We start from the raw sequence: 17393 nt of genomic DNA, 5'->3' as shown, positions 1-17393 counted from the left end.
CCCCTTCCGCTTTGCCCGCTTCCGCACGGGCGGGCTTCTTCGACGCGGCGCAGCCGCCCATCAGGACAGCTTCCCCTTCATGATTCGTACCGGCTCCCAGACTCCGCACAGCCCATCCGCCGCCATTGCGCGCCTGTTCAGGCTCCTTTTGGCCGCCTTTGCCCTCGCCCTGTTCGCGGCCGCGTTTTCCGGAGCGCATGCGGCCCCCTCCTTTGAGCAGAAATACGAGAAGGCCAAGCAGGATATGGCGCTGCTGAAGAACGACTCCAAACGCGGCGGCTGGCGTGAGCCGTGGGAAGCCCTCGCCCAGTCGTTTTTTGACATCTATGAGAAGCACCCGCGCTGGCGCAACCGCCCTGCGGCGCTCTTCCGTTCGGCGTTGGCGATGGAGGAACTCGCCAAGCGTTCCATGCTGCGGCAGGACGCGCAAGCCGCCGTCGGGCGGTATGGGATGTTCCTCAAGGATTACGCCAACCATGTGCTGGCTGATGACGTGCTGTTCGGCATTGCGCGCCTCAAGGCGGAACGGCTCAACGATTTTTCCGGGGCGCAGGAAGCGCTGGACGCCATCCAGAGGCAATACCCCAAGGGCGATATCGCGCCGGAAGCCAAGCTGTACGCCCAGCGCCTCAAGGCGGCGCTGGAAGCGGCCAAGAGCGGCACGCCGGGCAAGAAGGCGGCGGCGCTCCTGACCGACATGAAATGGGAAAACCGGAAAAATCTGGCCGTCGTCACGCTGGAGTTCGATCGCCCCATCATCTGGTCCATTGATACGCAGCGCGGCGGCAAGAAAAACGCCGCCCCAAACAGGATGGTCGTGGATCTCATGGGCGTCAATCCGGCCTCGACGATCCGCCCCGGCATCAAAGTGCAGGGCAGTTCCCTCCGCCGTATGCGCCTTGACCTGTCCGCACCCGACAAGACGCGGCTTTTGCTTGATTTCAGGCAGATCAAACGCTTCATGGTCAAAACGGAATCCTCGCCGTTCCGTATCGTCATCACGACCTCGGCGGCGGATGCGGCCATGCCCCGCGGCATCCCATTCGGCCAAGGGCTTCAGTCGAGCGATCCGATCTTCCGGTTCGCCACCCGTTCCGTCGTGATCGATCCCGGCCACGGCGGCAAAGATCCCGGAACCGTGCACAACGGCGTCGTCGAGCGCGAAGTGACGCTGGACATCGCCAAGCGCGTAGGCGCTATCCTCGCGGGCAAAGGCATCCAGGTGCGATATACCCGCACGGACAATACATGGGTTTCGTTGTCCACCCGTTCGTACATAGCCAACCAAGCCCGCGCCGATGTGCTGCTGTCCATCCACGTCAACGCCAGCCCGAATGAAAACGCCTGCGGCTTGGAAACGTATTTCCCAGGTACCGCCTCAAGCAGTGCGGATGCGGGCAAAATCGCCGGGCGGGAAAACGCCAACGGCGGCCATAAGGGGGATGCGGGCTCCCCTGCCGCCGCGTCGTCGGTGCGCAACCAAGAATCCCGGCGGCTCGCCGACACCATCCAAAAATGTACCCTCTCCGTCATGAAGGAAAAAACATTCACCGTCCGAAACGGAGGCGTCAAGTCCGCCCCCTTCAAGGTTCTGCTCGGTGCGAATATGCCGGGTGTCCTCGTGGAGGTCGGCTATTGCTCAAACGAACAGGAAGCCGCGAACCTTCTTATCCCCACATATCGGCAGGCGTTGGCGGAGGGGATCGCTTCCGGCATCCTTGCCCACTTGGGAAGTCTGGACGGAGCCAAACGCTGATTCCGCCTCCCTTGAGCCTCCGTCTGGCGGCATTTCCTTTCCAAGCCTTATCCTCCGCGTTGCCTTTTGAGCGGACATTCCCAAAGGAGGCATTCACTTTTTCAATGGATTTCTAACAGGCTGTATTTTCACCGCACTGTGGAGATGAAACAACCACATACTTATAACAGAGCCTTCTAAAAAAATTCATTCTAAGTCTCACATAGTTGAATACAAGATTTATTAAAAACGTGAATGTCTCCCCCAAAGCTCGCCCTTTTGCCGGGCTCTTTTGCTTGGGAAAGTTCCCACAGCAAGGACTCCCCCAAAGGGTACTTTCTGCCCACGGGATTCTCTTTAACGCAATACTGCGGCAGTACGGCCCCCGCTGAAAAAAGGCTCTACCATAGCATGTGGCTGTTTTAGGCTGCATCATAGAACATGGCTGATGCTTTTTCCTCAAAGTTTCAAAGGATTACCCGACAAAATGCCTTAGATATGGATTCCGCCAATGGGAAAACTGGAGAAAAAGGCGGTATTTTCATCGTGCTGTGGAGATGAAACAACCATATACTCTGTGACAGAGCCCTGTCTTCTCTTTACACTATGCTGGGAATACAGGCATTTTTTCCAGCTTTTCCGCCTACGGGCTCCATGCTTGGGGCCTTTTACTGGTTATTCCTTTGAAATTTCAAGGAAAAAAGCATCAATGTTTCCTATGGCACGGACAAAGAAAAAACACGGCCGTCCCTGCATTGGGCGCATCCATAAAGGCCCCTCAGTTTCTTTATGTTCTGGAATAACTGGATATAAGAACCTTTTCGGAACGGTGGGCTCTCCCCCCGTCTTTATGCCGTATTGGAACATGTCTTGACGACTCACGCGTTGAAGGCTATCCATTTCGATCTGCGGGCAGGGTTCCCGCTAGTGTCCGTACATTCAAGGAGAAGAATATGTTCAGAGTATTGTCCCTCGCTCTTGTGGCTTGTGTGCTGATGGCGGGTTCCGCTTTCGCCGATATGAAAATCGGCGTGTTCAACTCTCAGGCCGTTGCTATGGACAGCGACGCTGCCAAGGCCGCCCAGCAGAAGCTGCAGTCGCAGTTCGGCGCCGAAAAGACGCAGCTTGAAAAGCAGGCGAAGGATCTGCAGGCCAAGGGTGAAGCCCTTCAAGCTCAGGTCGCCAAGATGTCCGCCAAGGAACGCGAAGACAAGCAGATGGAATTCCTCCGCCTGCGCCGCGCTTTTGAGGAAAAGTCCCGCAACTTCGCCCGTAAGGTGGAAAACACCGAAAACCAGATCCGTCAGAGCATGGCTCAGCAGATCTACGACGCCGCCACCACGATCGCCAAGCAGCAGAAGCTCGATCTCATCCTCGACGCCGCTGCCGGCAGCGTGATGTACGCCACCCCCACCCTTGACATCACCAAGCCCGTCCTCGCTGAAGTCAACCGTCTGTGGAAGGCCGGCGGCAGCAAGTTCCCGGAACCCAAGACCGGTAAGAAGTAAATGGCTGCCCGTAAACTCTCCGAAATCGCGGCCCGGCTTGGCTTGACCCTGCAGGGAGACGATGCCGAAGTCATCGGCGTCAACACCTTGGAGGGGGCAGGGCCCGATGAAGTGAGCTTTCTGGCAAATCCCAAATACGCTGACCAGCTCGCGGAAACGCGGGCTGGCGCCGTCATCGTCCGTCCCGAACACGCCGGGGATGTCAGACGCGCCCTGATCAGCGAAAATCCCTACCAAGATTTCGGCCGCGTTCTGGAGCTGTTTGCCGCGCCGCAGGGCAGCTTTTCCGGAATCAGCCCCTTGGCCTTCATCCACCCCGATGCCGAGCTTGGTGAAGGGGTGACCGTTTATCCCTTCGTCTACATCGGGCCCCATGCCAAAGTGGGAAGCGGCGCCAAGCTCTTCCCCGGCGTCTATGTGGGCGAGAATGTCCGCATAGGCAAGGGCACCACCATCTATCCGAACGCGGTGCTTATGGCCGGGACGCACGTCGGCGAAGGCTGCATCCTCCATCCGGGTTCCGTGCTCGGCGCGGACGGTTTCGGCTTCGCCCGGACTCCCGCGGGCATCCAGAAAATCCCGCAGGTCGGCAAGGTCGCCATCGGCAACGCCGTCGAGGTGGGGGCCAACGCCGCCATCGACCGGGCCGTGCTCGACGTCACCCGCATCGGCGACGGCACCAAAATCGACAATCTCGCGCAGATCGGGCATAATGTGCAGATAGGCCGCAACGGTTTCATCGTCTCGCAAGTGGGCATTTCCGGCTCCACCACGGTCGGGGACAACTGCACGTTCGCCGGACAGGTCGGCATCGCCGGGCACCTGCACATCGGCGACAACGTCACCATCGGGCCCCAGTCGGGGGTTGCCAAAGATATCCCCAGCGACGTCGTCGTGGGCGGCACGCCCACCGTGGATCAGCGTACCTATATGCGCACGCTGGCCCTCATGCCCCGCTTCCCCGAACTCTTCAAGCGGCTGTCCAAGCTTGAAAAGGAACTGGAAGACCTCAAGGGCGGCAAGCCGGGCGCCTAGCCCTTTGCAATTCAGACTCAAGGAATACACAGCATGGACCAGCCTACCTCGTTTGACATCCGCAAGATTCTGGAGCTCCTCCCCCACCGTTACCCCTTCCTGCTCGTGGACAGGGTCAACGAAATCGTGGATGGGGAACACATCAAGGCACATAAGTGCGTCAGCTTCAATGAGCCGTTCTTTCAGGGGCATTTTCCCGGCGTCCCGGTGATGCCCGGCGTGCTCATCATTGAAGCCCTGGCGCAGGCTGGCGGCCTGCTGGTGCTGCATGGTTTCGATCCGAGCGAAACAGTCGGGAAGCTCTTCCTCTTCTCCGGGCTTGAAAAGGTTCGCTTCCGCCGTCCGGTCTTCCCCGGCGATCGCCTGGATCTGGAATGCCGCCTTATCCGCCACAAGCTGAAGCTGTGGAAGATGGAGGGCCGGGCTTACGTTGACGGCGTGCTTGCCGCCGAAGCGGAACTCACCGCCGCCGTGACCGATCGTGGGGACGTGTAGTATGGGCAACAACATGCCTTCCCAACGAGTCCACCCCACCGCTATCGTGCACGCCGGGGCGCAGATCGGCAAGGATGTGGAAATAGGCCCTTATGCGATCATCGAAGAGCATGTCATCATCGGGGATCGCTGCCGCATCGACGCGCATGCCGTCATCAAAGACTACACGAAAATGGGTACGGGCAACCATATCCATTCCCACGCCCTGGTTGGCGGCGTGCCGCAGGATCTCAAGTTCCAAGGCGAAGTGACGTGGCTGGAACTCGGCGACGATAACCGCATCCGTGAATTCGCCACGCTCCACCGGGGCACGGAAGGCGGGGGCGGCTTGACCCGCATCGGCAGCCGCAACCTGTGTATGGCCTATACGCACATCGCCCATGACTGCCAGCTCGGCAACGACATCGTCATGTCCAACGGGGCCACCCTCGGCGGGCATGTGCGTGTGGACGATTTTGCGATCATCGGCGGCCTTTCCGCAGTGCACCAGTTCGGGCATATCGGCACCCACGCTTTCGTCGGCGGCATGACGGGGGTTGCGCAGGATCTCCCCCCGTGGATGCTGGCGGCGGGCAGCCGTGCGCTCGTGCATGGCCCCAACCTCGTGGGGCTGCGCCGCGCCGGAGCTTCCCGCGAGACCATTTCCGCCTTCAAACAGGCTTTCCGCCTGATTTGGCGCAGTGAGATGCCCCGCTCCGAAGCCTTGGATCTGCTTGCGAAAGACTACGTGAACATTCCTCAACTTATGGAATTTGTGGACTTTGTCCGCAGCAGCGAACGGGGCCTCTGCCCCGCCGAAAAAAATATTGAAAAAAAACTTGACGGCGACGCAGTATAAAGCTAAAAGCTTCTTCGTCGACAGCGACAAGCACGACACAGAGACGCCTTTGTAGCTCAGTTGGTAGAGCGCATCCTTGGTAAGGATGAGGTCAGCAGTTCAATTCTGCTCAAAGGCTCCACGAAAAATCAAGCCCTTATGGTGAACAACCATAAGGGCTTTTTCGTTGTGGCCGCTCACATCTCTTTCCCGCTTTTTCATCTGAAAAAACGCTATGGAGACTCTCCCCCTCAAATCTTGAACGATGCAATGAGCTTAGCCTGTGCTCGACAACATGGCTGTGCCACGGCAAGCGGTTGATGCTTTATTCTTGAAGTTCCCCAAAAACAACCAACAAAATACCTCAGCCGTGAAATCCGCCAACAAAAAACGGAGAAAAAGGCCGTATCCCAACACCATACTGGGGAGGCAAACAATCACATTCGACAGGGCCATCCCTGTCCTCCCTACGCATGAACCGCCTTACAGCCGCCGCATCGAAAACCGCCATGCCCTTTGCCTTCCGCTGGCTCCATTGCCTCCACCCTGCATGGGCCGGGGCTTTTGTTGACGGCTGCACGGCTTCCCGGCAAAGCTCCCTATCGTCAAAACGCTCCATCACGGGAGCTTTTCCCCTATGGCATCAATGGAAAGCACCTCAAGCGTAGAACCGCTGACCCGGAACCTGACATTGCGCCCCGCAAAGGCAAATCCATAAACCCGTTCGGGATCATTCTGATAGGACGGGCGCGGATCAAGGGACAGCACCTCATGCAGCGTCGCCCACTTGCCTGCCGGGAGCCCTTGCAGGACTTCCGGATCGGCGCTCACCTCAAGCCGGGGCTCTGGTTTCGTCCCTGCAAAACCGCCTGTCGCCTGCGGGATGCAATCCGCGTAGGGAAGGTAGGGCTTTATGTCAAAAATCGGCGTCCCATGCAGCAGATCGGCTCCAGAAACCCGCAACAGCGGCCCTTCCGGGGACTGGAGCACAATATCCTCCAGCTTCACCGCCGACAGCCCCAGCGGATTCGGACGGAACGGGGAACGCGAGGCAAAAACCCCGACCCGCGCATTGCCGCCTAAACGCGGAGGCCGAACCGTAGGCGACCAGCCTTTGCCTGCGGATGCGGAAAACGCCCAGATCAGCCAGATATGGGAAAAACCTTCCAACCCGCGTAATGCCTCCGCACTCCGGTAGTCAGGCTCAAACACAATCTCTGACAGAGCCGTCCCCACAACCCCGCTTTGCCGGGGAATGCCAAATTTTTCCTGAAAATCATTGTGGATATATGCAATTATATTCATGGCAGCATCACCTTTTCGAGCATCGCCGTGCATCATCCGGCGCTCATCGGAATCATGAAAACGCTGTGGTAAAAAGAACCGCCCGCCTCCGCCTAATGGCGAAAGACACTAGGTTATGTTGTCATTTAAATATAACTATTTGAAATTATTAAAAACAACCTTTTCATAGCGTTAAAAATAGTTACATAATTTCAATAAATTATATCTAATTGACGAAACAACCTGGCGCATTGCGCCCAGCGTCCCGAATAGGGGGACAACATTGTCCAGAAAAAGGACGCTGATTCCAAAAACACAGAGGCTTGCCGAATAGCCCTCGAAATATCACGAAAGCAACTGGGCCCTTCGCTTCCATCGGTTCCACCACCATGAACCAACATATGAAACAGGCCAGTACAGCCTTTGCCGCCCCTCCATCCAAGTGGAATCCATGTTTTCCACCCGTAACCGCAGTTGGGCAGGCGTCCATCATATTAGGCCGGAGACCGGCGCACAAGGCTCCTCATCATGAAGCCCTCCTTTGGTGCGGAATATCCGCCGCACCATCCCTCGCAATACATCACCTACGCAAAAATGGCGGCGGGAAGGCAGTGCGGCCTGCTATTTTCCATCCATATGGAAGGGATTCCCCTCCTTATACGCTACATTAAAGCACCGGCGCCTATTATTTGTTGATCCACCCTTATCCTTATGGCTGTGCCATAGAAAATGGTTGATACTTTATTTCCTGAAACCCCGAAGGAATAACCGATAATGCTCTGCCATACATATGGTTGTTTCATCTCTACAGCGCGGCGAAAACACAGCCTTTTTCTCCAGCTTTCCCATCGGCGGAATCCACAGTTAAGGCATGTTGTTGGTTATTCCTTTGGAACTTCAAGGAAAAAACAACCATTTTCTATGGCACAGCCACCGATAAAATATTCCATACATGAAGCCCGCCAACAGAAAAACTGGATAAAAAGGTTGTATTTTCAACATACCGTGGGGACAAAATAATCGCATGCCATGACAAAACCATTCTTATAGGCCATGTAAAAAATCAGCATATGCCTCCGTATCTGCATGCCCCCACAAAATACTCATTCGGCTCAAACAATCCATAGTTGCCAACTCATTTCTTGATATGCCTATATGACGGAAAAGACGCTCCCGTGAGGTGTATCATGTCCATCCGTTCCTTTCTCTTATGCTGTGTCCTTCTGTTTCCAAGTGTCGCTTCGGCGTCTCCGTTTTCCATCCAGCCTTCCGTAAGTACCCTTGGGGTTGGAGTTGACGTCAGCTATCGTCAAAACAGTTTCATAGCCTATCGGTTAAGTGCCTTTACCCAACCATTCGATACAAAAATAAAACTAAAGGGCATTCAGTATAAGACCGAAGACTCCAGTCACAGCATCGGCTTATTATTGGATATCTTTCCCTTTGAAAATGCTTTTCGGGTATCCGCCGGAGTTTATTACTTCAAATTGGATACAACGCTTTCCACTTCGGTAAATGCAATAAATCCCATTTACAAGGAACTCATCAATCAAACGAGCGGAACGGCTACATGGGAAAGGCTCGCACCTTACATTGGCATTGGTTGGGAAAGTACCCAACAATCAGAATCCTCTTTAGGATGGCATGCCTCACTTGGGGCCTTATATATGGGAAAGGCCCGTGTTTCCTTCCAACTTCCAGATGTCCCTATCCCTGAACACTATATTGCGAGAATACAAACAGAGGAAGACAATATTAAAAACAAAGTGCATAAATATACGTGGTATCCCGTTTTATCACTTGGATTTGCATATCGTTTTTAATCTATTGAAATAATAATGGCATCAACCGATCATTCCCCTATGCTCTCCACATAAATGCGCCTTGCCGATCATTCCGTTTCATTGGGGCATAAAGATATTCATCAAGTGGCTCTTGCGCGTAACGGGCCTAAGGCGCTGGCTTGGCAGGCCGGATCGGGAATGGAAGGGAACCCTTTAGGCTGAGAGGGCCTCTTGCCTTTTTCTGGGCACAATACCATCTAATATAGTAAATTTTCAAAATAAATTCTTTTCTTACCATTATCTTTTCCATGATTTTTGAGGTGAAAGCACGGCAGCCATCTTGACAGCCAGTGTATCCGGCTTTACTTGTGAATAAAAGAGCAATTTGTTTGATTGTTCAATCTAACATATTTCCCATCAAGGAGCCCGCCATGTGGGATACTCGATTCAATGAGCATGATGTCAAGGAAATCCGTACCAAGACAACAGCCTATCTTGGAGTCGGGGCCATCGCCAAGATGGATGCTGTTGCCGCCGAGCTGAAGGCCAGAGGCATCGACTCCGTCCTTTGCGTGACCGGAGGGCATTCCTACAAGCTCACCGGCGCATGGGATTACGTTACCGCAGCCTGCGCCAAACACGGCATACGCATCACCCTGTACGACAAGGTAACCCCCAACCCCACGACCGACTCCATAGACGAGGCGGCGGCCCTCGGCAGATCTGCCGAGGCCAAGGCCGTCATCTGCATTGGCGGCGGCAGCCCCATCGATGCGGGCAAGAGCGCGGCGATTATCCTCGCCAATCCCGACAAGACGGCGGAAGAGCTGTATACTTTCGCGTTCACGCCGACAAAGGCTGTCCCCATCGTCGTCGTCAACCTGACCCACGGTACGGGCAGCGAAGTCAACCGCTTCGCCGTGGCCAGCATTACGAAGCACAGCCACAAGCCCGCCATCGCCTATGACTGCCTCTATCCCCTGTTCTCCATCGACGATCCGGGCTTGATGACCAAACTCTCGCCCAAGCAGACCCGCTATGTCTCCATTGATGCCGTAAATCACGTCATCGAAGCCGCCACCGCCGTTACTGCCAACCCGTTGTCCATCCTGCTGGCTGGGGAGACCATCCGCCTTGTGGCGGAATACCTGCCCAAGGCGCTCGCCAACCCCGAAGACCTCAAGGCCCGTTACTGCCTGTCTTACGCTTCCATGATCGCGGGAACCGCCTTTGACAACGGGCTGCTCCACTTCACACATGCACTGGAACACCCCCTCAGCGGCGTCAAGCCGGAACTCGCACACGGCCTTGGCCTTTCCATGATCCTTCCTGCCATCATCGAAGAGTGCTATCCCGCCTGTGCCGCCACGCTGGGCACGATTTTACGGCCGCTGACGCCTGACCTCAAAGGAACCCCGGACGAGGCCCATAAGGCCGCCGGATGCGTTGAAGCGTGGCTCGCCGACATGGGCGTACAGCAGAAGCTGGAGGATGAGGGGTTCACTGAGAACGACATCCCGCACCTGTGCGAACTCACCCAGACCACGCCGTCCCTTGGGCTGCTTCTCTCCGTCGCCCCCGTCCCGGCAACTCCTGAGCGCATTGAAAGGATTTACAGGAACTCATTAAAGAAAATGCATGGGTAAGCGACTGAAAAAGGGAAAAGAGCCTTACGGCATAGCGGCTCATCCGCAGAACGCTTCCGGCCCTATGGCCGCTCCAGAAGCGGCTTGGACGGTTTGCCCCCAATCCGAGCTTCCCCAAGGGGAAAAGGCAGATCAGGCGCAAAAGAACCCAGCCTGTGCAACAAGCCCTACCTCCCTATCATAATCCCCCCGCATAGCGGGTAGTTCCTTGTTTCGGACACTCAGTATCCTCAACAGGCTGTGAAGCCCATAAAATGAAAACGCCCCGAACCATTGATTCGGGGCGTTTTCATACTCATATAACCGATCCGTTCGTTCAGGCGGGCCTGATTGAAACCGTGAACGGTTACGAATAGGGGGTTAGAGGATACGGAAAAAGAAAAAACCTTCAGAAAAAGCTGTTCCTTCCTCTCCGCGTTCCCGCCATTCCTTATTCCTCGTCATCATGGGGTTTCAGATGATCGGGGACGATCATCATATCAATGATGAGGGGCTTGAGGAAGCTCCACTTGATGTCGTGCACATGGTACACCTCCATCATATCACGGATGGCGTCCCAGCAGTTGTGGCAGGGCGAAATGACCAACTTGGCGCCGGTTTCGCGGATCTGCTGCAACTTCATGTACAGGCCCTTGTCACGCTGCGGGCGGAACTTGCCGATGCCGTTGAAGCCGCCGCCGCCACCGCAGCAGAAGTTGTCTTCGCGGTTGCACGTCATTTCACGGAAGTCATCCGCGATCTGGCTCATGATGTAGCGGGTGTGCTCGGCAAGGCCGTGGTTACGGATGTAGTTGCACGAATCCTGCAAGGTCACGGGCATCTTGAGGCGCTTGGCGGGGTCGATCTTGATCTTGCCCTTGCGCAGCGCATCGGCCAGCCATTCCACATAGTGCAGGAACGGGACCGGCGGCTTGCCGTCTTCGCGTCCGGCCCAATAGGGGCCTTCCACGACCGTGGCACGGTGCGCATGGCCGCATTCAGTGCCCACGACCATCTTGGGGCGCAGACGGTCAACCGCGCCGTAGATACGCTTCACGTTATCGGCGCACGCTTCCCAGTCACCGGCAAACATGGACAGGGACGTGTTTTCCCAACCCACGGAAGGAACGGTCCACTTTTCCCCGGCCACATGGAAGAGGATGGCGGCCTGCGCCACGTCTTCAGGATAGTGCTTGGGTTCGCGGGCGTTCAGGATGTACATGACATCGCAGTCTTCCTTGTCGATCGGAATCTCAAGGCCCGGCCACTCTTCCGAGTTTTCATCGGCCATCCATTCGCAGGTGTCCACCCAGTCCTCGGTGGTCACGTCCATCTGGGCGCCGTATACGCGGTGCATGCCCGCGCCGATCTTGAGTTCCCACGGCACAAAGCCCTGAGAATACAGTATGCCGCGCAGATAGCTGAACATGACGCCCATGTCGATGCCGTGCGGGCAGTACGTGCCGCAACGGTTGCAGCAGGTGCATTTCGCCCACGCCACTTCCATCGTATCGATCATGAACTGGGTATCGACCTGCCCCTTACGGCGAAGCATTTCGCCGAGCGTGGACTGGATCTTATAAGACGGAACCTGCTTGGGATCGCGGTTGTTCGCCGTATAGAGGAAGCAGCTGTTCGCGCACAGGCCGCAGTGGGCGCAAATTTCGAGCCACGTGCGGGTGCGGGACTTGCAGGTCTTCTGCAGGGTATCCCACAGAGCGACCGTGTCCACTTCCAATGTTTCCATTTCTTTATAATACTGCTGCCCACCCTTGTCGCCGAGAAGCGCTTTCAGCTCTTCCTCGGTCTTGATGGGCCGTCTGTTGCAAAACTTGCCTTCAGGCATGTTGTCCTCCAATATGCTGACAATCCCGGAGGATTACCAGGGGAAAGCGGGGCCGCGCGACGCGCCGCCACGCTTGATGGCGTAGTCCATGCCAAGCTGACCGCGCGACATGAAGTACAGCACGATGTGGGAAAGCTTGGTGAACGGCGCCAGAATGAGCACCAGCTCGGCCGAGAAGATGTGCCACAGGAGCCAGCTTTCATAGCCGGGGGCCTGCATCCGGGCGAGGAAACCGGCGACGAGCACGAACAGCACCAGCAGCAGGATGCCCCAGTCGCCCCAGTTCGTCAGGAAGCGGACTTCCGGCAGCGCGATGCGGCGCAGAACCATCATAAACGCACCGACGATGGCGAGCACCGTAAAGGCGTCGGAGAACCACATGGGCAGCGCGGGCAGGCTGAAGCCGAAACGCTCCTGCATAATGACCATGTGACCGGCAAGGAACAGGGGCACGATCACCACGCCGATATGGAACAGGAAGAAGGCGATGGTGAAATAGGGCTGCTTGCGCCAACTGTGCGTCCCAAAAGGAACCAGCCACTGAAAGACGGAAGAAATCGCGCCCTTCATACCGATTTTACGGCCGGGGCCGTAGGCGACACGTTCAAGCCGCCAATCCAGCCCCCGGATATACAGGACCACACGGCGGGCAAGGCCAATCACAAAGATGAGAAAGGCAGCCCACAACATGGGACCAGTGAGGAATTCGTACATAGAACAGCTCCTTGCGGATTACTCGGGTCTGCCGGTTCGCTCGTCGCGACCAAAAAGGAAGCGCCAGTATCCGAGGAACCCCACGAGCGCGACGCCCATGAGGACATACGTCCAGCCCTTGGTGAAAATCATAAACGAGTAGAGCGTGGGGAAATCTTCCATATTTCGCTCCCGGCGCCCTAGTGGGCGTCCTTGAAATCAGGGTGTTCGTACAGGACCGGCATCTTCGAGCACACGAAGCGGTACGCCGTCACGATCAGGGTTACGATAAAGATGGACAGGAACACTTCCGAAATGCTCGGGAAGTAGCGATCCGCGCTGTCCAACTGCCAGTTGAAGGCCACAAGGCACACGTTGAAGCGGTTGACGACGATGCCGAGCACGCCGAACACCGACGCCACACGGATGAGCGTGATATTCTTTTCGCGCACGCCGAGGGCATACAGGAAGGCGGGCAGAAGCACGAAGCCGACCATTTCAACGGCGAACCACGCACCGTAACCGGAAGCGAGGTAGTGCCAATCGTTGTCCATGGTGGTGTCCAGCACCTTGATGAAGAAGTAGCCGATCAGCACGAAGGAAGCCGCGCGACCGAAGCCGAACACGACGCCGTCAGCTTCGCGCAGGTGGGTTTCGTCCATCTTGTTATGCAGTGCCTTGTGAGACAGCGTGCCCTCGAAAATGACCATCGAAAGGCCGGCCACCATCGAGGAGATGAAGAAGAACACCGGCATGAACGGCGAGTACCACAGGGGGTGCATCTTGCTCGGGGCGATGAGGAACAGCGCGCCCAGCGAGGACTGGTGCATCGTGGACAGCACCACACCGAGGATGGTCAGCGGGATGGTAGCGCACAGCACGGCCTTGCGGATGGTGTGCATACGGGGGCGCAGGCGGACGAGCCAGCAGGGGGCGTCCTTCATGCCGAGGAGCCATTCAAGGCCCACGGGGGACCATTCGATGAACAGCACGGTCAGATAGATGCCCACACACAGGCCTACTTCAAACAGCAGGGACGTAGTCCCCTGCGACACGACCAAGGGATAGGGCAGACGCCACGGCTGGCCCACGTCGTACAACAGGGCGACGACCACAAAGGCATAGCCGAGGAAGGCCGTCAGGATGGCGGGGCGCACGGCCGAATGATACCGCTTCATGCCGAAGAGGTAGCAGGCCGAAGAGGTCACATAACCGCCAGCCGCCAGCGCAACGCCGCACAGCAGGTCAAAGGCGATCCAAATGCCCCAGGGGTTGTTGTCATCCAAGTTGGTCACCGCGCCGAGCCCGAACCCGAAGCGGCCGATGGTGATCAGCAGCCCGATGGCGAGGATGACAGCCGTGATCAGGTTGCCGGGCGTGCGAGGGATGGAGAGCAGCGTCTTGCCCACGCAGCCTTGCATGCACGGCTTGGCGGCCATGGCGTCAGCCACGGCATCAAGACGATTCGAGAGGTTCTTCCAGAGTTTCATTGCTTACGCCTCCCCGCCGTTGGTGTCGTGCTTGCCCTTCTTGCCCTTTTCAGGCTTGGAAGGCTTAGCGGCCTTGGCGGCGGCTTGTTCGGCCGCCTTCGCAGCGGCCTCTTCAGCGGCCTTCGCGGCAGCCTCTTCCGCAGCCTTCGCCACGGCTTCGGCCTTCTCGGCCTCAAGCTGCGCCCGGAGAGCTTCCTCGGCTTCGGCCACGGCCTTCTTCACTTCATCAGCGACGGCGCGATCCTTTTCCTTGGCGGCTTCCTTCGCAGCCTTATCGAGGCTGGCCTGCAGCTTCTTCGCGGCCTCTTCCTCGGTACGGGCGACGGCGGCCTTCACAGCCTCGTTCTGCTCTTCCTTGGCGATCTGTTCCTTACGCTTGGTGATCGCGTACGCGCCGCCGAGCAGGACAGGCCAAATGCCCACCACCATAGGCACGGCGCCGAGCGCCCCAGCCGTATATTCGCCGGCGGCCTTGGTGCCGAGATCCTCGTTGAGGCCCACTTCCTTGAACTCAGCGCCGGAAATGGTCATCCACGCAGTACCGCCCATTTCATGCTCGCCGTACACATGGTTCTGATAGCGTTCGGGATGCGCGGTGATGCGATCCCACGCAATCTTGATCAGATCCTTGCGCTTGCCGAACACCAGCGCACCGGTGGGGCAGGCTTCCACGCAACCGGGGAGCTTGCCTTCCTGCAGGCGGGGATGGCACAGCGTGCACTTCTGGACCAGCGGATTGAGGGCGCGGTCATAGGTGTAGCCGGGGATGTTGAACGGGCACGCGACCATGCAGTAACGGCAGCCCACGCAGAGGGTGGGATCATAGGTCACGGAACCGTCGGGGTTCTTGGTAAACGCCTTCACGAAGCACGCGCTGGCGCAGGCGGGTTCCTCGCAGTGCATGCACTGGCTCTTGCGGAACACGTCCTTGTCGAGGCTCGCGGGACGGTACTTGTTCACCACAGTCCACTCTTTGGCGGACGTGCGGCGCTTTTCGTTGAGCACGTTGAGATCGGTGAAAGGCTTCTCCGGCTTGGGGAGATCGTTGACCTTGTTGCAGGCCTGTTCGCACCTGCGGCAGCCGATGCACAGCGTGGTGTCGTGAAGCACACCCTTGCTGTCGGGGTAGCCGTGGAAGGTCCCGCCCGCAGCGGACGCGGATTTCGCGCCGCCCAGAGCCGAACCGATACCCAGCCCACCCATCAGAGTCAGAAATGATCTACGGTTCATATCTTCTCCTCCGCCTATTTCACGCGCGGGGTATGGCAACCCGCGCAATCGGTGGCGGCAGGCTTCTCGATCTTCATCCGATCGTGGCAGGCCATGCACTGTTGATGATACGCAGCCTTGAGCGAAGGCTTGTTGACGCTCACAGCCATCTTGTCAGCCTCAATCCCGTGGCAGCTGGCGCACTTCGGCGGCGTCTTCAGATCCGCGATGGGGCTGTTGTGGTGGCACGCGGCGCACATGGCCATCGGCGACGTATGGAACGCGGAAGCAAGCCCGCTGTCGGCGGCACCCTTCACAAGGGCTTCGTAGATCTTGCGGTGCGGGAACACGCTCGGTTCAAAATCATTGGACAGCGCGCCGATGGTCACGGTCTCAGGCACTTCGACGGCGGGGAAAGGCTTCGCCGGAGCGGGCTGGGCGGCCAGATCCTTGGCGGCGATGTCGGCAAGCTGTTCCTTCGTGAGATCGAAGGCGGAGCCGTCGGCGATCTGGGCGGAGGTGATGCCCTTCACGTCCTTATGGCAGGTGGCGCAGGAGTCGGCGGGCATGACCGGAACAGCCCCGTGGCAACCGGCGCATTCCTTCTTCTGCATCACGGTCTGCTGATGGCAACCCACACAGCTGCTGTCCGAGGTCTTCGAGTGCATGGCGTCGGCCAGCTTCACGAAGTTGCCGTCCTTGTTGCCATCAACGGTGTGGCAGACGGTGCAGGACTCGATGCGGACATGGTGGCAGGTGCGGCAGCTGTCCACGGAAGCCTCATGCGCCTTGTGGTTGAACACCACGGGCTTCATGCCGGCTTCAGGCGCGCCCACGGGACGCTTGGCGTTGTTGACGGGCAGCAACACGGTGGCGTCGGGCTGACCGCGCATCAGGCGGGGAACCGGGCTTATCTGCTTGAACTTGGACTGGGCCTCTTCGGTATGGCAGCCGGCGCAGGTGGTGGGGCCGGTTACGATCGCGGCCTCGATGGCGGCGGCTTCGGCGGCGGCTTCAGCCTGCACTTCCTTGGCGGAAAGCTTCTTCGTGCTCTTGGGCTCGGCGGCCTTCTTGGCTTCCACCTGAGCGGTCAGATACGCACGGGAGGACTGGGCCACGTTTTCATGACACCACACGCACTTGGTATGCACGGCAGTCTGGAGGGAGGGCGTGGAGCCGACGGCCTTTTCGCCGTGGCAGGCGGCGCAGGCGTCTTCCTGTCCCTTCTTCCATACGAGCTTGTTCAGCTTTTCGTCATACACATGGTGGCAAACGCCGCAGTTTTCTTCAGAGTTGGCCGGGTTGACGATGGCTTTGGAGCTGACGTGCAGATAGTGAAGCGACTTGCTGCCCATCTTGACGGGCTTCTGTTCGGCCTTGAACGGAAGCTTCGTGTCATGACAGGCGCGGCATTCGCCGTCGAGCGGGCCCGTCTTCTGGTTGTTGGAAGCCATGTTCTCATGGCAGCCGATACAACCATTATGATAGATGCTTTCCAGCTTCTTGGCGTCGGCGCCGTCTTCCTCGCGCTGGAATTTGGCAGTGTGCCCGTTCGCGGTGGGCGTATGACAAACGGAACAGTCCTGACCCGTGGCAGCAAGGGCCTTGGTGTGTTCGTCATGCAAAAACACGGCGGGAGGCATTTCCAGCTTTTTGAGCTGGCCTATGGCATCGATGCGGATCACGTCGGGACGGGTTTGGGCGGCCAGCGACGGTGAAGCAAACAACGCAATCCCACCCAAACCGATCACGGCAATCGCCGCCAGCGCAATCCCACGCAGCAGTTTTCGACCGTTTTCCATGGTGGCAGTCCTTTGCAAATAGAAAAAGAAACATTTCCCCTGACAACAAAACCAGTCTGATTGCAGTATG

The 17393-nt window shown here is 57.6% G+C and carries 14 protein-coding genes and 1 tRNA gene; 8 read left to right on the top strand and 7 right to left on the bottom strand.

Translation table 11 applies throughout. From position 1 onward, the window contains the following. The first annotated feature begins 79 nt into the window (after positions 1 to 79). From AC6I1V_RS12770 to AC6I1V_RS12745, 6 genes are all read left to right on the top strand, one after another. A complete protein-coding gene (locus AC6I1V_RS12770) occupies positions 80 to 1756 on the top strand; it encodes an N-acetylmuramoyl-L-alanine amidase (protein ID WP_482331330.1) in 1677 nt (558 codons plus the stop codon). 932 nt (positions 1757 to 2688) lie between these two features. After that, entirely contained in the window at positions 2689 to 3243 is a 555-nt protein-coding gene (locus AC6I1V_RS12765; RefSeq protein WP_302552176.1) for an OmpH/Skp family outer membrane protein, read from the top strand. Beyond that, positions 3244 to 4278: a UDP-3-O-(3-hydroxymyristoyl)glucosamine N-acyltransferase gene (lpxD, locus tag AC6I1V_RS12760; RefSeq protein WP_337431805.1), complete on the top strand. Its 1035-nt coding sequence runs from the start codon at positions 3244 to 3246 to the stop codon at positions 4276 to 4278. Between the two features lie 33 nt (positions 4279 to 4311). Further along, positions 4312 to 4773 (top strand): 3-hydroxyacyl-ACP dehydratase FabZ, encoded by a 462-nt coding sequence (gene fabZ / locus AC6I1V_RS12755; protein ID WP_302552178.1) that lies wholly within the window; start codon positions 4312 to 4314, stop codon positions 4771 to 4773. A gap of 1 nt (position 4774) precedes the next feature. Continuing rightward, positions 4775 to 5611: an acyl-ACP--UDP-N-acetylglucosamine O-acyltransferase gene (gene lpxA / locus AC6I1V_RS12750; protein WP_302552179.1), complete on the top strand. Its 837-nt coding sequence runs from the start codon at positions 4775 to 4777 to the stop codon at positions 5609 to 5611. 45 nt (positions 5612 to 5656) lie between these two features. Beyond that, positions 5657 to 5732: transfer RNA gene (locus AC6I1V_RS12745), tRNA-Thr, on the top strand. 476 nt (positions 5733 to 6208) lie between these two features. On the opposite strand, the gene tsaA is transcribed toward AC6I1V_RS12745, so the two are convergent. Then, positions 6209 to 6895: a tRNA (N6-threonylcarbamoyladenosine(37)-N6)-methyltransferase TrmO gene (gene tsaA, locus AC6I1V_RS12740; protein ID WP_486853604.1), complete on the bottom strand. Its 687-nt coding sequence runs from the start codon at positions 6893 to 6895 to the stop codon at positions 6209 to 6211. A gap of 1166 nt (positions 6896 to 8061) precedes the next feature. Between tsaA and AC6I1V_RS12735 the strand changes: the two genes are divergently transcribed. Both AC6I1V_RS12735 and AC6I1V_RS12730 read left to right on the top strand, forming a co-directional pair. Beyond that, positions 8062 to 8697, top strand: a complete 636-nt coding sequence (locus AC6I1V_RS12735; protein WP_486853603.1) for a hypothetical protein — start codon at positions 8062 to 8064, stop codon at positions 8695 to 8697. 392 nt (positions 8698 to 9089) lie between these two features. After that, positions 9090 to 10304 carry an iron-containing alcohol dehydrogenase gene (locus tag AC6I1V_RS12730; RefSeq protein ID WP_486853602.1) on the top strand — a complete coding sequence of 405 codons (1215 nt, stop codon included), beginning with the start codon at positions 9090 to 9092 and terminating at the stop codon, positions 10302 to 10304. Positions 10305 to 10734: 430 nt separating this feature from the next. Here the strand turns inward: AC6I1V_RS12730 and hmcF are convergent, their stop codons facing one another. The 6 genes from hmcF to AC6I1V_RS12700 form a co-directional block, all read right to left on the bottom strand. Continuing rightward, positions 10735 to 12129, bottom strand: a complete 1395-nt coding sequence (gene hmcF, locus AC6I1V_RS12725) for a sulfate respiration complex iron-sulfur protein HmcF (RefSeq protein WP_337431900.1) — start codon at positions 12127 to 12129, stop codon at positions 10735 to 10737. Between the two features lie 33 nt (positions 12130 to 12162). After that, positions 12163 to 12843, bottom strand: coding sequence for a sulfate respiration complex protein HmcE (gene hmcE, locus AC6I1V_RS12720; RefSeq protein WP_302552184.1), 681 nt, complete (start codon positions 12841 to 12843; stop codon positions 12163 to 12165). Positions 12844 to 12861: 18 nt separating this feature from the next. After that, the gene (hmcD, locus tag AC6I1V_RS12715) at positions 12862 to 13005 is read right to left on the bottom strand and encodes a sulfate respiration complex protein HmcD (RefSeq protein WP_005028864.1); all 144 of its coding nucleotides are present in this window, start codon (positions 13003 to 13005) and stop codon (positions 12862 to 12864) included. 17 nt (positions 13006 to 13022) lie between these two features. Further along, on the bottom strand, positions 13023 to 14243 hold the full coding sequence (gene hmcC, locus AC6I1V_RS12710; RefSeq protein WP_302552202.1) for a sulfate respiration complex protein HmcC: 1221 nt from the start codon (positions 14241 to 14243) through the stop codon (positions 13023 to 13025). Between the two features lie 72 nt (positions 14244 to 14315). After that, positions 14316 to 15542, bottom strand: coding sequence for a sulfate respiration complex iron-sulfur protein HmcB (hmcB, locus tag AC6I1V_RS12705; RefSeq protein ID WP_302552185.1), 1227 nt, complete (start codon positions 15540 to 15542; stop codon positions 14316 to 14318). Positions 15543 to 15556: 14 nt separating this feature from the next. Continuing rightward, positions 15557 to 17323, bottom strand: coding sequence for a cytochrome c3 family protein (locus AC6I1V_RS12700; protein WP_486853601.1), 1767 nt, complete (start codon positions 17321 to 17323; stop codon positions 15557 to 15559). Positions 17324 to 17393 lie beyond the last annotated feature (70 nt).

Source organism: Bilophila sp. T19-St14, assembly GCF_059728385.1.
The sequence above is the reverse complement of the archived record's forward strand: the minus strand, read 5'-3'. Positions and strand labels throughout refer to the sequence as shown.

What these genes read in the sequence shown, in the direction of transcription:
- AC6I1V_RS12770 (WP_482331330.1), top strand. Translation starts at nt 80, where the DNA reads ATGATTCGTACCGGCTCCCAGACTCCGCACAGCCCATCCGCCGCCATT.
- AC6I1V_RS12765 (WP_302552176.1), top strand. Translation starts at nt 2,689, where the DNA reads ATGTTCAGAGTATTGTCCCTCGCTCTTGTGGCTTGTGTGCTGATGGCG.
- lpxD (WP_337431805.1), top strand. Translation starts at nt 3,244, where the DNA reads ATGGCTGCCCGTAAACTCTCCGAAATCGCGGCCCGGCTTGGCTTGACC.
- fabZ (WP_302552178.1), top strand. Translation starts at nt 4,312, where the DNA reads ATGGACCAGCCTACCTCGTTTGACATCCGCAAGATTCTGGAGCTCCTC.
- lpxA (WP_302552179.1), top strand. Translation starts at nt 4,775, where the DNA reads ATGGGCAACAACATGCCTTCCCAACGAGTCCACCCCACCGCTATCGTG.
- tsaA (WP_486853604.1), bottom strand. Translation starts at nt 6,895, where the DNA reads ATGAATATAATTGCATATATCCACAATGATTTTCAGGAAAAATTTGGC.
- AC6I1V_RS12735 (WP_486853603.1), top strand. Translation starts at nt 8,062, where the DNA reads ATGTCCATCCGTTCCTTTCTCTTATGCTGTGTCCTTCTGTTTCCAAGT.
- AC6I1V_RS12730 (WP_486853602.1), top strand. Translation starts at nt 9,090, where the DNA reads ATGTGGGATACTCGATTCAATGAGCATGATGTCAAGGAAATCCGTACC.
- hmcF (WP_337431900.1), bottom strand. Translation starts at nt 12,129, where the DNA reads ATGCCTGAAGGCAAGTTTTGCAACAGACGGCCCATCAAGACCGAGGAA.
- hmcE (WP_302552184.1), bottom strand. Translation starts at nt 12,843, where the DNA reads ATGTACGAATTCCTCACTGGTCCCATGTTGTGGGCTGCCTTTCTCATC.
- hmcD (WP_005028864.1), bottom strand. Translation starts at nt 13,005, where the DNA reads ATGGAAGATTTCCCCACGCTCTACTCGTTTATGATTTTCACCAAGGGC.
- hmcC (WP_302552202.1), bottom strand. Translation starts at nt 14,243, where the DNA reads ATGCAAGGCTGCGTGGGCAAGACGCTGCTCTCCATCCCTCGCACGCCC.
- hmcB (WP_302552185.1), bottom strand. Translation starts at nt 15,542, where the DNA reads ATGAACCGTAGATCATTTCTGACTCTGATGGGTGGGCTGGGTATCGGT.
- AC6I1V_RS12700 (WP_486853601.1), bottom strand. Translation starts at nt 17,323, where the DNA reads ATGGAAAACGGTCGAAAACTGCTGCGTGGGATTGCGCTGGCGGCGATT.